General features: G+C 27.8%; 18 protein-coding genes. 2 read left to right on the forward strand and 16 right to left on the reverse strand.

Annotated elements, in window-relative coordinates; translation table 11 throughout:
* Positions 1–10 precede the first annotated feature (10 nt).
* Positions 11–1,327 (reverse strand): CpaF family protein, encoded by a 1,317-nt coding sequence (locus MSCUN_RS08095; RefSeq protein WP_095609150.1) that lies wholly within the window; start codon positions 1,325–1,327, stop codon positions 11–13.
* 97 nt (positions 1,328–1,424) lie between these two features.
* Between MSCUN_RS08095 and MSCUN_RS08100 the strand changes: the two genes are divergently transcribed.
* Positions 1,425–2,360, forward strand: a complete 936-nt coding sequence (locus MSCUN_RS08100) for a 50S ribosomal protein L11 methyltransferase (RefSeq protein ID WP_143744878.1) — start codon at positions 1,425–1,427, stop codon at positions 2,358–2,360.
* On the opposite strand, the gene MSCUN_RS08105 is transcribed toward MSCUN_RS08100, so the two are convergent.
* The 12 genes from MSCUN_RS08105 to MSCUN_RS08160 all read right to left on the reverse strand — a co-directional run bounded on the left by MSCUN_RS08105 (position 2,357) and on the right by MSCUN_RS08160 (position 12,523).
* On the reverse strand, positions 2,357–3,598 hold the full coding sequence (locus tag MSCUN_RS08105) for a tripartite tricarboxylate transporter permease (RefSeq protein WP_095609148.1): 1,242 nt from the start codon (positions 3,596–3,598) through the stop codon (positions 2,357–2,359). The genes MSCUN_RS08100 and MSCUN_RS08105 overlap by 4 nt on opposite strands.
* A gap of 132 nt (positions 3,599–3,730) precedes the next feature.
* On the reverse strand, positions 3,731–3,997 hold the full coding sequence (locus MSCUN_RS08110) for an elongation factor 1-beta (protein ID WP_095609147.1): 267 nt from the start codon (positions 3,995–3,997) through the stop codon (positions 3,731–3,733).
* 62 nt (positions 3,998–4,059) lie between these two features.
* On the reverse strand, positions 4,060–4,224 hold the full coding sequence (locus tag MSCUN_RS08115; protein WP_095609146.1) for a zinc finger domain-containing protein: 165 nt from the start codon (positions 4,222–4,224) through the stop codon (positions 4,060–4,062).
* Positions 4,218–4,886, reverse strand: coding sequence for an amino acid kinase family protein (locus MSCUN_RS08120; RefSeq protein ID WP_095609145.1), 669 nt, complete (start codon positions 4,884–4,886; stop codon positions 4,218–4,220). Before MSCUN_RS08120 ends, MSCUN_RS08115 begins: the two co-directional genes overlap by 7 nt.
* 12 nt (positions 4,887–4,898) lie before the next feature.
* Positions 4,899–5,240, reverse strand: coding sequence for a peptidyl-tRNA hydrolase Pth2 (pth2, locus tag MSCUN_RS08125; protein ID WP_211305562.1), 342 nt, complete (start codon positions 5,238–5,240; stop codon positions 4,899–4,901).
* Between the two features lie 30 nt (positions 5,241–5,270).
* Positions 5,271–6,461, reverse strand: a complete 1,191-nt coding sequence (locus MSCUN_RS08130; RefSeq protein WP_095609143.1) for a YcaO-related McrA-glycine thioamidation protein — start codon at positions 6,459–6,461, stop codon at positions 5,271–5,273.
* 182 nt (positions 6,462–6,643) lie between these two features.
* Positions 6,644–8,032 (reverse strand): glycosyltransferase family 2 protein, encoded by a 1,389-nt coding sequence (locus MSCUN_RS08135; RefSeq protein WP_095608905.1) that lies wholly within the window; start codon positions 8,030–8,032, stop codon positions 6,644–6,646.
* 41 nt (positions 8,033–8,073) lie between these two features.
* The gene (locus MSCUN_RS08140; RefSeq protein WP_095608906.1) at positions 8,074–9,318 is read right to left on the reverse strand and encodes a glycosyltransferase family 2 protein; all 1,245 of its coding nucleotides are present in this window, start codon (positions 9,316–9,318) and stop codon (positions 8,074–8,076) included.
* A 44-nt stretch (positions 9,319–9,362) separates the two neighbouring features.
* Complete coding sequence (locus MSCUN_RS08145) at positions 9,363–10,334, reverse strand: glycosyltransferase family 2 protein (RefSeq protein WP_095608907.1); 972 nt, start codon at positions 10,332–10,334, stop codon at positions 9,363–9,365.
* 261 nt (positions 10,335–10,595) lie between these two features.
* A complete protein-coding gene (locus tag MSCUN_RS08150) occupies positions 10,596–11,231 on the reverse strand; it encodes a site-2 protease family protein (protein ID WP_245837657.1) in 636 nt (211 codons plus the stop codon).
* A gap of 87 nt (positions 11,232–11,318) precedes the next feature.
* Positions 11,319–12,089: an aspartate dehydrogenase gene (locus MSCUN_RS08155; RefSeq protein WP_095608908.1), complete on the reverse strand. Its 771-nt coding sequence runs from the start codon at positions 12,087–12,089 to the stop codon at positions 11,319–11,321.
* Positions 12,090–12,145: 56 nt separating this feature from the next.
* Entirely contained in the window at positions 12,146–12,523 is a 378-nt protein-coding gene (locus MSCUN_RS08160) for a PRC-barrel domain-containing protein (protein WP_095608909.1), read from the reverse strand.
* A 362-nt stretch (positions 12,524–12,885) separates the two neighbouring features.
* On the opposite strand from MSCUN_RS08160, the gene MSCUN_RS08165 reads away from it, so the two are divergent.
* Entirely contained in the window at positions 12,886–13,611 is a 726-nt protein-coding gene (locus tag MSCUN_RS08165; protein ID WP_095608910.1) for a tRNA-binding protein, read from the forward strand.
* Positions 13,612–13,647: 36 nt separating this feature from the next.
* Here MSCUN_RS08165 and MSCUN_RS08170 read toward each other — a convergent pair whose 3' ends face one another.
* From MSCUN_RS08170 to MSCUN_RS08180, 3 genes are all read right to left on the reverse strand, one after another.
* A complete protein-coding gene (locus tag MSCUN_RS08170) occupies positions 13,648–13,842 on the reverse strand; it encodes a class III signal peptide-containing protein (RefSeq protein WP_095608911.1) in 195 nt (64 codons plus the stop codon).
* Positions 13,839–14,771 (reverse strand): type II secretion system F family protein, encoded by a 933-nt coding sequence (locus tag MSCUN_RS08175; protein WP_095608912.1) that lies wholly within the window; start codon positions 14,769–14,771, stop codon positions 13,839–13,841. The genes MSCUN_RS08170 and MSCUN_RS08175 overlap by 4 nt, the downstream gene beginning before the upstream one ends.
* A gap of 107 nt (positions 14,772–14,878) precedes the next feature.
* Positions 14,879–15,886 carry a M24 family metallopeptidase gene (locus MSCUN_RS08180; RefSeq protein ID WP_095608913.1) on the reverse strand — a complete coding sequence of 336 codons (1,008 nt, stop codon included), beginning with the start codon at positions 15,884–15,886 and terminating at the stop codon, positions 14,879–14,881.
* Positions 15,887–15,965 lie beyond the last annotated feature (79 nt).

Here is a 15,965-nt window from a genome sequence, read left to right on the forward strand (position 1 = left end):
TAACTTTTTTTTATCTGTAGTAGTATTGATCGATGTATTGTTGTACTTTTTTGATGTTATGATTTTTGTTGGTGTATTGTTTTAGGTAGTTTTGTCTTTTTATAAGTTCTTCATTTATTTGTTGTTTTGTCATGTTTTTATGTTGAGCTATTATATTTAGTGTATTTGTATTGATTGCCACATATTCTATTGTATCTTTTTGTGGGTTGTATTGGTATATTTTATTTAGTTGTATTTTGTTATTTTCCATTCCTACAACTTCTGCTACTTCTGTTATTCTTCTTATTGTTCCAAGATGTGGATTGTATAATCTTTTTTGCATTATGATGAAGTTTATTGAGTTTATCATTATGTTTGGTACATTCATTGGTGGATTTGTTAGGCGTGTTATGGTTTCATGTGTTGAGTTTGCATGAAGTGTTCCCATTCCACTGTGTCCTGTGTTAAGTGCACTAAAGAGTGTTATTGCTTCTTTTGATCTTACTTCTCCTACTATTATTCTATCTGGGCGTTGTCTAAGTGAGTTTTTTAGAAGCAGATCCATTGTTATTTCTCCTTTATTTTCTATATTAGGTGGTCTTGTCTCGGTTCGTATTATGTGTTTGTGTGGTATTTGCATCTCTAGTGTATCTTCAATTGATATTATTCTTTCATATGGTGGGATGAATTGTGTTAGTGTATTTAGTGTTGTTGTTTTTCCAGATCCAGTTCCTCCAGCAATTATGATGTTTGATGGATTTACTCCACATCCTTCAATTACAAGCCATAGAAATGCTGCTAGTTCATATGTTAGTGTTTTATTTTCTATTAGATCGATTATTGTTAGTGGATCTTTTTTGAATTTTCGTATTGTGAGTGTTGGTCCATCTGCACTTATGGGTGGTATTGTTGCATTTATACGACTTCCGTCATCTAATCTTGCATCAAGTAGTGGTGTTTGTTTGTCTATTTTTCTTTGTGTGTTGTTTGCTATTTTATCTATTATTTGTCGTATTTCTGTGTTTTTTAGTGTTATGTCTGTTATCATCATACCTATTGTTCTATGATATACATAGATTGGCTTGTTATCTCCTATTATCATGATTTCTTCGAGTTCATCATCATTTAGAAGTGGGTCTATTTTTCCGTATTGATTTATGTCTGATATTAGTTTTTGTATTATTTTGGTATTTTTTGTGTTTTCTTGGATTTTTTGTTTTAGTGTGGTTTGTGTATTGTCTGTGATGTTTTGTTGTATTATTTTTTGTTTGATTTGTTGGTATTGTTGTATTTCATTTTCTGTTAGTTTTTCTATTTTTTGGGTTTTATATTGTGGTATTTGTTTCATAATGTGTTTTTTTATAATATATTATTTATTACTTTAAATTATAAAAGTATTACTTTTTATTTTGTTATATAACTATCTAAAAACAAATATAAAAAACATGAAATGCCAATGTGATGAAAACTGTATAGAAAATTTAGATGAACTACTAAAAACAATAGATGAAAAATACACACCATGTAAAGAATGTAGCAAGAAAACATTTAAAAAAGCAATGCCACTACGAAAACAGATAAAACTTGAAAAATTAACCACACAATATGAAAGATGTCCAACATGTAACAAAAGACACATTGATGTTGTAATGGCACATGTTCTTAAAATAATGATAGAAAATGAACAAATCATAAAAACAGCATCAATAAGAAAAGCAGCAATGCCACTAATAACACCAGCAATAGAACTAACACAACCACCATATTTACCAGAGAGAAGTCTTGTAATAATAACACCACAAATAGATCTAAAAACTTCACAACAAATATATGAACAAGTTCCTGAAATAAAAGCAGTTATAAAAGGAGATATAAATCAAACACTTGGAATAAAAGATGAAAATACACAAAAACACAACTACCAACTAATGAGTGGCTGTCCAATACGCTGTGACATACAAAAAACAGATAAAGGATATATTCCAATTTATAAAGATCAAAGTAAACTACACATAGAATATGCAAAATCAAACAACGAAAAAATAGAACAAATATCACAAATACTCACAAATTATGAAAATCCAAAGATAATAGATGCAATGTGTGGACCTGGAACACTTGGAATATATGCACTAAAAAATAATGCACAAAAAGTACTATTTAATGACATAAACTCAGATTCAACAAATACAACACAGATAAATCTTAAAATAAATAACATCACAGATAACTATGAAATTATGAATGAAAACATATTAGATCTTCCAAATTTAGTTGATGAAAAATATGACATTGGCTTTATTGATGCATTTCCAGGAATTGATGTTGATAAATATGTAAATTGTCTTAAAAAAATATGTAATGAAGTTATAATAATCTAGATAACTCCAAGATATGTTAAAATAGATGGAATAATTAGTACTCCCATCAGTAAACTTTTATTTAAACCAAGCACATTTACCATAATTCCAAGTGCAATACTAACAACATAACAAATACCAACATACCATACACATCCACCCACATAAAAAGTATAACAAAATATGAAAAAAGTAATACCAACAATAAGTATCAAGTTAAGCTTCCTAAAATTAACACGATTCATGTGTGAAATAATATAATCACCAATAATAATTGACATCATACAACAAACACTAACAACCACAAGACTAATAAAAATAAAAAATACAATATGGGCTAATGTAATATCAGATATTAAATTTGAAACATAAACACTAATAGCACTACGAGGATTACTAATAAGATAAATTGCAATTAAAGAAAACAAAGTATCAGAAATATTAATACCACTATTTGTAATAAGAAAATCCTCAGATGTAACATGCTTATTTAATGTTAAACCTTGAGCAATCATCGTACCTTGTGCAGGTCCAAGTCCTGGAAGAAGACCAAGAATACAACCTGAAATACTACCTGCAAAAACAGATCTTTTAAAATTATTATCTACATTAACACTATGAACCTCTTTTTGAGGTGGAATAATGTTATTTGAATTAAAATTATAAATCAAATTACTAACACTAAAAAGACCTGAAAGCATACATAATAGACTAATATTACTACTAACGTTACCTGTTAGCATAATACAGCCAAGAATACCAGATATTAGAAATACTAAAATTGACAAAAGCTTGATATTATAATTACCACGCGTTTTAATAAAAATAATACACATGATAAAAATAAGAAGATATCCAATATAATCCTTTAATAAATCATATATCATTGGTAGAATTATAAATAAAAATGGCATTATTATAATAAGAAGTACTATTGAAAGATATCCACCAAAACTAACAAGTCTTATAACCTCATATGCTCGTCCTTCAAAAAGAAGCTTATGTGCAGGTTGAATTGACATAACGGTATCTTCTGATGGAATTGCTACTGTTATTGATGGTATAAATTCAAACATAGCATGAGTAATTGCAATTGATATAAGAAAACTTGCAATTGTCAATGCTGAAATATAATTTAAAAGTAGTGTTGATGCTGAAAATATTACAATACCTACTGTATTAACATGTAATGAGGGAATCATTCCTGTTATTATTCCAGCAAGTATTCCTAGAATTATTGCTATAAATATATTAATCATAATAAAATAATAATACTAATTTTATAAAAAGTAATACTTATGTTTTTTGTGTAAATTATTTAAAATAAGAAAGTTCTAAAAAAAATAGTAGTTTTTTCAATATAAAAAAAAGAAGATAATATGTAAATAAACTTACATTAATCTTCTTACATCTGTAACTTCAACACTTTGAATATCATCAATGTTTGCTAAAGCTTCTTCTACAGGTTCTGTTCCACCTTCACCATCGTCAACAACAATAGTTACATTAAGTGCAACAAGTCCAAATCCAATAGGTTCTTCTTCAATTCTTTCAAGAACATCACTATCAACTGTATCTTGGATTGTTTGTTTTAATGCTTCTAAGTCTACTTCAGGACTTTCAGGCATAACTTTTAATATAGCTGCTACATCAGACATTATAGATTTCCTCCCTTTTAATTTTATATTTTTTTTTAAAGTTTTTAATTTAATAGACGAACTTATGGTCCTTTAAATCCACATTCACATTCGTATTCGTGACCAAAAGTTCTGCATTTAGGACATCTGTATATTACAGAATCACATTCTGGGCAGTGGAATTTAACGTATTCATCTATTGGTGAAATTTCTTGTTTACATGATGTACAAATCATTTCTTCTACCATTTTAGTTTTCCTCCTATATGTGTATAAAATTCATTTTCTGAAAATTGATTGTTTAAAAATCGAAAAATCCTATCTGGATATTTTCCATTTAATATAAAACAGTCTACTTGATAATCAAGTAGTAATCGTGGTAAACATTTATCTACACAAGTTTCATCAAAAAATAATAGTTCATTTGGACTTATATCTTGGATAAGCCTTTTGTTTTTTGAGTAAATGTTACCATTATATATACCATTTATATTTGTTAATATTAATAATTTCGCATTTAACTTATGTGCAATCCAACATGCAATAGAATCACTAGTCACATCCCAACTATGAGCAAGTGGATCTAATTTCTTTAGTAATTCATATGATAAAATAAGTGGAATTTTACCATTTTTATGTACTTCATCTATTTCATCAAAACTCCTAACTGCTATAATATCATCACACATATCACATATCTGACTTCCTATTATATCCATACACATTATAGCATTCCAGTGATTAGTATCATCTGTGAAGTTATATTTATTGTTATATTCACGGAGTTTATTTGCAAGTTCTCCTCCACCATTAATGAGGATAATCTTTTCATCTGATTTTCTAAATACCTCATATAAGTCCATTATATATTCAGGGTAAAGACTTCCTCCAACTTTAATGACATAAACCATTTTATAATCACTTTATAGTAGTTTTAAATGTCCAGTCATTGCATCTATTTCTTTATCAGAAGCTGGACCTATTCCTATACATGTTCTTGTTGATGGTTCTATTTGTGTGTGTCCTGCATCTGTTATTAGAGTACATGGTAGTGATGTTGTATTTTTTATTTCATGGAAAAGTTTTAGAAGTTCTTTTTCTGATCCTACTTTAAGTACTACTTTTTTTTGTCCTTCATGTTCCCATTTTCTTTTATCATAACGGTCTGCTTTTTTATATGCATTTAATGATGCATGACATGCTTGTGCTGCTATTTTTCCTTTTCCCATCTTAAGGTCTGTTCTCATTACTATTGCTTGTTTCATTATTATCTATTTCCTTGTAATTTATTTTTTTTAATAAAATCCATTTTCTGGTCTTAATCTTTCACCAATACGCATTGTATCAACACTATAAAGTTCCATTCCTGGTATTATTACACGTACAACAGGAATTTTAATATCACGTGTTAAATCAACATAGTATGCATCATTTACATCTGATTTTTCAAGTTGTTTCATTGTAAATTCTATATTTTCACGGAATGTATCATGTGACATGTTTGGCATATCTTCAAGATTTATTTGTTTATCTGATTGCATAAACCAGTGTTTATTTAATCTTTTCATACGATCATATCCTGCATTACGTAGTAAGTTTGCACGTGTTGTATCTTCACGTGTTCCATGTATCTGTGTTGCTCGGCTTTGTGCTACTTCTGTTATTGCACGTATTGCTGCTATTGTTGGATCAAGATGTGTTCCAATTCCAAGAGTTAGTAGTGCTGGATCTTTAAGAGTTAAATCTTCTGATACTGCTCCTATTGTTGGTATCTGATTATCAGATGTTAGATCTATTAGTTTTATTGATACATTTGCATCACTAAATTTCTTAAGTAATTCTTGTATGTATTCATTTTGAGTATTATCACATATAATTTCAGGTTTTACTTTTCTAAATGCTTCAAATAAACTCCATGCATCACGTTCTATTACTTCCATCATTCCATGAAATATTGCTTCTTCAATTGTATTTCCTGAGGCAAGTCCATTTGTATTTGAGTAGAATAAATGTTTAACATCACTACTATTATATGGGTGATATACTGCATTTGCTGGTATTAGTATTTCAGCACCTGTTTTTATTGAATATCCTTTTGTCCATTCAAGTGTATCATCATGGTATATGTCTTTTGGAAGTATGAGACTTTCAGGATCTAGTGATGTTTCAGGGTTATATTTTTGGTTTATGAATTTATCGCTATCCTGGATTTCTGCTGAGTATCTTTCTATAGCTTCCATGATTGATGATACTTTTGCATGTGTTTCATTTGGTCCTTTTCCTGCATATACACTTACAGCACCTTCCTCTGCCATTGGTCTTACTGATGTAAATACTGGTATTTTTATCCGGTCAAGATGGGTGATATTTGATGTTCTTGTTAATCCTATGTCTTTTGTGATTTTTTCAATATCATGTAGTGTATCTTCAGGCGATTGTGTGCGGTGTGTTGACTTTTTATATTTAATTTGTGATTCGTTTAACATAAAATAAAGTCTCTTTATAAAATTTTTTTTTATCAATATAATAGTTAGTTTTATGATTAATTGTATTTAAATAAGATTGATTAATAAATAAAATATTTTATAACTATAACTGTAGTTTAAATATAACTCATAAAAAGAAAAATTTAGATAAAAAAAAGAGGGGGGGGGGTGGGGGTTATAATTTATCGTCTTAGTGGCTCTGTTATTTTCCAACTGTTTGAATTTAGTAATTCATCTGCTTGTTTTTTAGCATGTTTATATTCACGTGTTTTTCTTTGGATAAGATTTTTGAAATAATGTACTCTTTGTGTTTCATCATATGCTTTTTTAATGAGTTTGTATTCTTCATAGTTATCTGCTATCATTACACGTTCAAAGACTTTCTTATTTCTATAATTTAAATACCTAAATATTTGATTATAAAGATTTGGATCATCTATTAGCTGTGTGAACTTTGATTTTATCTGATTGAAGTATGCTGGTTTATATTCTTCAGGTGTTTCTGAAAAATTGGTAAATTCATAAGTTAAAAGATCACGGAATAATATCTTCTTTTCATCCTCATTATCCATATCCTGTGCATATGCTTTACGAAGTAAGTCAAATTCTTCATGTGTTTCTGATATTATTACTTGTTGGAATATTTTCTTATTTGAATAATTTACATTACTAATTAAGTCATTATAGTATACAGAATCTTTTAGTATTAATAGGAAGTCATCACGTAGTGCTTGGTAGTATGTTTCTTTAAATTGTTCTTTGATTTTATTATATCTCATTATTCCAAGTGATACTTTACGATTTAGCAGATGTTTTTTATATCTTTCATACTGATCAAATTCCTTGAAAACTTTAATCATAAGATTTATTACATCTATTGAGTTAAGGAATCTTAGATCTCCTGCTGTTGTTGAACTTGTTGCATACCATCTTCTGATAAATAAAAATTCCTTAAGGAAGTATATTCTTTTAGCACAAAATAATGCTTTATAGAAGAAAACATTATCTTCAAAGATAAGTCCTTCAGGGAAGCGTATGTTATTATCCATTATGAATTTACGATTATATAGTTTACTCCATGGTGTTACACTTGCTTCAAACATTAAATCTCCAATATCCTCATGACTAAATACATTTTCGCCAACACATTTTGCTATTTTATCCATTGAGTAAACTTCTGTTTCATAGTAACGATCATTTGGATGATCATAGTTTATTGCCTTAAAAAGTACAAAGTCAACATTTTTTTCTTCAGCCTTTTTATAGGAATCTTCAAGAGCATTAAGTTCTAGTATATCATCTGAATCCATTAAGAATAGATATTTACCAGTTGCCATATCCATTCCACGATTTGTAGCTACAGCATGACCACCATTTTCTTGTCGTACTACAGTCATTCTTGGATCTTTTGCAGCATATTCATTTAGTATGTCAATTGAATTATCAGGTGATCCATCATCTATACAGATAATCTCAATATCTTCTAATGTTTGATTTACTATACTATCAAGGCAATCACGCAAGTAGTTTTCCACATTATATACTGGTATAACTACAGATACTTTTACCATTTTATATCATTTCCTCCACTTATCTTTTTTTTAGGTAAATCTTATTTGTTTCTGTTTCTTAGATTTCTTAGTACTTCTGTCATTTTCCAGCTGTTGGATGTCATGATTTCATCTTTGATTTTTCTTTGTTTTCTGATTTGTTTGTCAAGTTTTTCTGTATCATCCATTAGTGTTTCATATTCCTGGTTTACATCTGTTGCTATTTTTTGTATAACATTATATGATGCTTTTCTAACTTCATCCTCTGGGTATTTATCTTTTAATTCATCTTTATATTTAAGATATTTTTGTAGCATATCATATCCTATAAAGTTATCAGATAGTAGTATTTCTTCAAAGAGGCATTTTTTAATTTCCTTAAATTCATCAAGTTCAGGGTTTGTTTCAGGATTTTCCAGATATTTTATGAAGAACATTTCATCATCTTGGAAGTATTCATCAGGGTTATTGAAGATTTTTGGTACTATTTGTTGTAGTTGTTCATCATTTAAGTTATCCTGGAATTTCAGATAGTTAATGAATTCTTTTTTATATTCTCTAAGTGGAGATTCAAATCCTGCATCTTTTAGTATGTCCATTGTGTCTTTGAAGTGTTGAATGTATGCTTCCTTTTTTTCGTAAGTGTCGGTTTTTACATTTACTCCCCCACTTACTGAGTGGTTATATCCATATAAGTCTGTGTTTATTACATGTATTTCATCAAGTGTTGTTAGAATGTTTGCCAAGAATATTGGATCCTGTCCTCGTATAAGATCTGGGAATTGTATGTTGTTATCTTTTATGAAACTAGTTTTGTATATGTTTTTATAAAATGCCCATGGTATTCCATATTCTACTGGTTCTAGTACATCTTTTTGTATGAAGTAACTAAATCTTGCTGCTTTTGGATCATATTCTTTTTCAATACTTCTATCTTGTTTTATTCGTCTTAGGTTTGCACATACTATATCTGCATTGTTTTTATGTCCATACATGTACATTTTTTCTAATGCTTTTTCATCAAGGAAGCTATCATCTGCATCTAGAAATGCTATGTATTCACCAGTTGCTTGTTTAATCCCATAATTTCGTGCTTTTCCTGATCCTTGATTTTCTGTTTTATATATTTTTATGAATGGATATCTTATTTTAAGATTTTCTAGTGTTTGTTGTGCATCATCTGTTGAGCCATCATTTACACAAATTACTTCTATATCTTTTAGTGTTTGGTTTGTTATACTTTTAAATGTATCTTCTAGAAATTCTGCTTGATTATATACTGGCATTATTATTGAGATTTTTACCATTTTTCTTATTCCTCTTCTTTTTTTTATCTTATCTAAATTTTTTTTTATTCGATTATAAATAGTGGTGATGAGTATTTGTAGTATAGTTTTTGGAAGTTAGGTTTTAGTTTTTTAACTTTATTTTCATCTACTTGTTTTAGTACTTTATTTATACTTCTTCGTGTTGGCATATCGAGGTTTTTTATGTCCATATTGTTATTTTCAAGTATTATTTCAATGTATCTAAATAGTCTGTTATAAAATAGTTTTTCAACATCCTTATTTTTATAATCATGTTTATTAAATACATCAAATATGTCAAGAACTCGGTTCATTGGTAGTGTAAATGAACTAAATGTATTTGATGATGAGTTTGGATTTGATTCTCGATAGTAGTAGAATGCATCTGGAATATAACGGATTTTACGAGCTAGCATTGCTGTTTCATAGAAGAATGGATTATCAACCCATCCACCTGCTGGTTCTTCAAGAAGTTTGATATTATTTTCTTCTAAAAATTTTCTTCGATAGATTCCACTCCAAATTGATGGGTGTCCTTCAATAAATAATGGTTCATCATCTAATGTAAATGAGCTATTATTTTCTAATCTATCTTTTGCTTGATCTATATTTAGTGTGAAAGTATTATCTAAGTAGTCATATTGGTGGTAGAAGTTTCCTTTTATGATATCAACAGTGTTATTTTCATTCAGGTTATATAATGTTTCAAACATTTTAGGGTCAATATAGTCATCAGTTTCAACAATTGCAATATAATCTCCACGAGCTTTGCTTATTCCAAGATTTACTTGGTATCCATAGCTTTTCTTATCAGTATTTATTATTTGTATTCTTGAATCTTCTTTTGCATATTTTTGTAGTATTTCAACTGTCCCGTCTGTTGATCCTGCATCTATACATATTATTTCAAAATCAGTTAATGTTTGATCTAGTACACTTTTAATACATTGTTCTATGTAATTTCCAACATTTAATGATGGCATAATTACAGATATTTTTGGGTTATTTTGAGGCATGCTTTTTTGTTTCTCCGTTAAATTTATTTTTTTATTAATTATATATAAATTAAAAAATTAAGAATTCATAATTTAATGACTTTTATCTTAAAAGAAGCATATATCTCTCTTTTAACGTTTGTGAAAATAATAATATTATATTATTATTCTTGTTTTTTTTACTATTATATATTTTATTTAAAAATAGTAATAAAGTTAACTTTTTATCATGTTCAAGCATGTTTTAATTATTTAAAAAAAAGAAAATAAAAAGAGTGGAGTTTATATAAATGAAATCACTTGTGAAGCATATACGAGTAATGCTGAAAATATGATTGTTATAAGCCATATTGCTTTATTCCACTTAAATATTTTTGATCCATCAAACATTGGAATTGGTAATAGGTTAAAAAATGCAAGAAATGCGTTTACATTAAAACCTATTGCACAAATAAGGGATATATAAAACATTCCAAAAGTATGAATGTATGGTGCTATAATTAATCCAAGTGCAAGGAATATTATGGCAAGTACTAAGTTTATAACAGGTCCTGCTAGAGATATAATTCCATCTTCTTCATATGAAATTTGACCAGTAAGAGATGATATATATACAGCTCCTGGTGCTAGAAATACAAATCCAAAAAATGATGTTATTACTCCAAGAAGAAGACCTAAATTCCATTTTCTAAATTCTGCATAAAATCCATATTTCTGAGCTGCAAATTTATGTCCTAATTCATGAAGTAAGAAACTTAGTCCTACAGCAATAAATGATAATGGTATAAGTATAAGAAATAAGCCCATACTGCCATTGTCACTGAAAAGATATGCAAAAATTAGTGTTATTATAATGATTGTTATTGATAAATCCTTAATTTCAATACGTGAAAAATGAACTATTTTAATTTCCCCCATTTTATTTTTAAATTTAAGAAGTCCTTTATTATTCTATAAAAAAAATTAAAAAAAAGAGAAAGAAACAAATTAATTTTTTTTTTGCTTCTAGGATCCAATCTGTATAGTTTTTGATAACTTATTAAGTAAACTAGCAGCTGAAAATGCTGCAAGCATACTTGTTTTTGGATTTTCAGGACTACTTACATTTGATGTTATAGTGGTTAATTCACCAAAACTTCCTTTAAGATGAATTTCATGAGTATTATTCTTAATTTTAGGATCTGCAATTATTTTAACATCAACATTTATTCCTGAAGCTAAGCTAAGAGTTGATGATACATTAATATTTTTTGGAAACTTCTCTACTGCTTCTGATGCTTTTCCTTCAAATAAAACTTTTTCTTTATCATCATCTAATGTAATTCCAAGTGAAACAGGAGGTTTTCTAGTTGTAAGTGATACTTCATATATCTCACCCATACGTGCAGCTTTCACAGTATCAATACCTGTTATTGCACCTGTTGGAAGATATATTGTTGCATTATTATCTGATGCTAATTTTTCAAGATTACATCTAAATTCATCATCCATTAATGCTCCTACACTCATAATAACTACATCAACACCACTTTCTACTACTTGTGGTATTACTGATTTTACAGCACCTTGTGATGCTGATTCGAGTATTAAATCACTTTTTTCTATTAATTCATCAACAGAATTTATGGCTTTGGCTCCTATTTTGTCTGCTAGTTGTCTTGCATTTTCTATATTCATATCATAGAAGTATGCTAGATTAACATCCATCTTTCCTTCTAATTGAAAATTTACTAATGTTTTGGCAATAGATCCACAACCTATGATACCTATATTCATCAAATTATCCACTTTCTCCTAAATTTTTTTATTCTACTTTTTGTAATGATTGTTTTTTAATTGAAGATTTTTGGTTGTTGTTGAAGTGGTGCTTTTGCTTTTTTACTTAAAGCAGCATGGTATTGTGCAAGTTTATTTTGGTCAATAATTATAATATCTCCAACTGCTGTTACAATTTCATATGGAATATCAATTATATCTTCTGCTGCCATAATTGGTTGTTCTTCTTCTTCCTCATCTGGTACTAATCTCATTGAGTTTCTTAGTACATCACGTAGTCCACCAACACTTTTTGTATCTTCTGCCATTGGTTTGGTTTTGAAAAATGAAATTCTTCCTTTTTTAATGTTTAATACTACTTCTTTTACTTTCCCTACGTATTTTCCTTCTGTGTTGTAGATGCTTTTGTCATAAAAACTTTTTAAATGTATCATTTTATATCACACTCGATTTTTTTAAGTTAATCCTTAATTTTCTTTTATATAAATATTCTTTTACATTTTTCAAGTATCTAATAATATTTATATTAAATCCTATATTTTTTCTCTCTTTTTTTAATATTTTCCAATTAAAAAGAATATTTTCTAAACTGTTAATAATATATATTTGATTTATTATATATTTATTTTCTTTAAAAAAGTAAAGTTTAAATTAAATTTATCATTCATCATACTAAATTTAAGATAAAAGATAAAATAAACCCTAAATAATAAAATAAAATGAAAAACAAAAAATACTAATAGAATAACAAAATATTTTTTTAGAATATTATTATATATTTATTGAGAGATTAAACATGTGGGATACAAGTAAAGATTACAGATTAAAAGTTGCAGAAAAGTCAATAGAAGACTTTATACGAGTTGTTGAAGGATCAAATTTACGTGGATCATGGAATAAAAAAAAGGTACGACTTCTTGCAAAAGATATGAATCCTGATATTCAAACATTATATTATTCATACATTACACCAGCAGAAATGGCTCAAACACCACAAATGGAAAGTTTACTAAATAGTATTGATGAAATTATTGAAAATCTTGGTGGTGAAGATTACTCTAAGAAATTCCAAGCTGAACTAAATCGTGAAGAACGTGAAAAAATAGAACTTCCACTTTCTAAGATGAAATTCTTCTTTAATACATTTAGAGGATTACCTGATAGACTTAGACTTGGAGAAGTTGATGATCCTGTAATGGGTGTTGATATTAAAGTTGGTGAACTTGTAAGTGTAAGTAAACATCCAAGAACAGATAATTTAATGGTATGTAATGTTAATCTTGGAAGTCGAGCAATAACAGTTATAACAAATGATTTATCTGTAAAAGATAATGACCGTGTAGCTGTTGCTCTTCTTCCACCAACAGCATTTATGGGAATTTCAAGTGAAGGAATGTTTTTAGGTGCAGGTGAAGGAATTCTAAAAGATGTAGAAGGTGATCTTGGAGCACTTCCACAACATTTTGATGTAGCAGCACTTAATGAAACACGTAACATGGTAGATCAATATCTTAAAGATTAAGAAATTATACTTCATCTTATTTTTTTTCTTTTTTTTCTAATTTTTTATATGATTATTTATTTCATCAAGACTTGAAATAAGACTACTTAACTCATTTTCACGAATTTCAGTGTCCATATCAAGAAGATATGTTTTATAGATATTAATTGCAATAACAACTACAATTATTACAGATGCAAATATTAAAATTAATTCAACTGATATTTGAGCTTTATCATCGAGAAAATTCATATAAGTCCTCCAAGAAGTACAGTTTTAAAAAATATGCCACTTATATAATATATTCCAAGGGAGGTTGGTATTATTATGAGGCTAAATTGTAGTGCTTTTTTATAGTTTGAATACATTACAATTGAAAGTAGAAAACTTATAAGAATTGAATGAATAATGATATATCCAATACTGACAATTGGCATTATTCCAATTAGTGGATTTGTACGTCCTGCATGTTGAATAAATTCAGCATATAAACTTATCATTGAAAATGAAAATGGTATTGCTATAATTGATGATATTAAAAGAAACATTACAGACATCATAATACTTGCACGTCGTTCACGCTTTAGGATGATATTTTCTGTAAGATCTTCTGAAATCATAACTAGAATGTCAGCAAGGTTTGCTCCAGATTCTTTTGAATGTATTATTATTTCAAATGTATGATGTAAGTTTTCAGATTTATTTCGTTTTGCTATATTTAGTAGAGATTCATTAAATGGTTTTCCAAATCGTATTTCTGTTAATGCTCTTTTTATTTCATTATTAAGATATCCTTTTGTATTTTGTGATATTTCATATAGTGCTGATTCAAGTCCTAGTCCTACTTTAAGAAGACTTGAAAGTTGATTTAGGTATTGTGGTAGTTCTGATTCTATTTTGTCTTTAATTTTCTCATTTTTATAGATTATATAGTTTATAATTAGAATTGTTGGTATGAAAAATGCTATTATACAACTAAGTTTTGAGATATTTAATATCCATGATATTATGAATGTTATGATGGATAAAATTAAACTTATTAGTACTATTATTATGACTAGTTCTTCAATTTTTATATAGAAATTTATTTTTATGAGTGTTTCTTGTATTGAATTTAGTTTTTGTTCTGATATTGTGTTTTTTATGAGTTGTGATGTGATGTTGATTATTTTTTTATACATAACAAAATTATTACTAATATATCTTAAAAGTATTACATTTATATTTTTTTAAAATAAGCAAAAAAAATTATAAAAAAAGAAAAAAATAAAAAGCGATCTTTTAAATTTTAAATTACAAAATCAAGTTTTTTAGGAAGTTTACGTGTTAAAACTTCAGGATTATTAGAAACTAAAACATCATCCTCAATTCTTACACCCAGTTCTCCAGGAATATAAATACCAGGCTCAATTGTAATAACCATATTCTCCTCAAGTAAAGAATCATTATTAAATGATATATTTGGTGACTCATGAATATCTAAACCAAAACTATGACCAGTACTATGAATAAAATAATCACCATAACCATAATCTGCAATTACATCACGTGCAGCTTTATCAACATCACTACATTTAACACCAGGTGCTACTACATCATATGCTGCCTTTTGAGCTTCAAGTACAATATCCCATATTTCTTCTTGACGTTCTGTATCTATAAATGTACGTGTTATATCAGAACAGTAATGATCATAGCGTGCTCCCCAGTCAACCACAATAGGAGTTTCCACCTTATTATCTGTAGGAACACTATGTGGTGAACTTGAACGTACAGCTGATGCTACAATAGTATCAAAAGCAGGATTATTTGAACCATTAATATTCATATTAAATTCAAGTGTTGCAGCTGCATATTTTTCAGATTTTGTAAAGTCAATTTCATATATTGATTTTGAAGCAATTTCTATAGATTTTCGAATTTTATCAATTTCATCAGATGTTTTTATCATCCGTGCTTTTTCTATTGCATCAGACATTTTAAGCTTTGAAATGTCATTAGTTAAGTATTTTAGATATTCAAAGTCAACACTTCCTTCAACTGCAATATTACCTACTAGTAGATCTTTTATTTCTGATAATTTTTTAATATCACACGTTTCAATTTTACTTTGAGCTTCTGCATCTTGTTTATCAATACTATTTACATATAATATTGGTTCATCATTTGCTATTACTAGATATGCAAAGCTTGTTGGATAAAAGTCTGATATGTATTTAATATTTTCAGGTTTAAATACAAACATTGAATCAAAGTTTTCCTCAGTTAGTTTGTCTATTATTTTTTCATTATTCATTATAAATCATCTATATCTTTTTAGTTTTTTTTTTATATTAAAAATTTTAATTTTTTATATTTATATTATTATATAAGAT

Source organism: Methanosphaera cuniculi, from assembly GCF_003149675.1.
Classification (GTDB): domain Archaea; phylum Methanobacteriota; class Methanobacteria; order Methanobacteriales; family Methanobacteriaceae; genus Methanosphaera; species Methanosphaera cuniculi.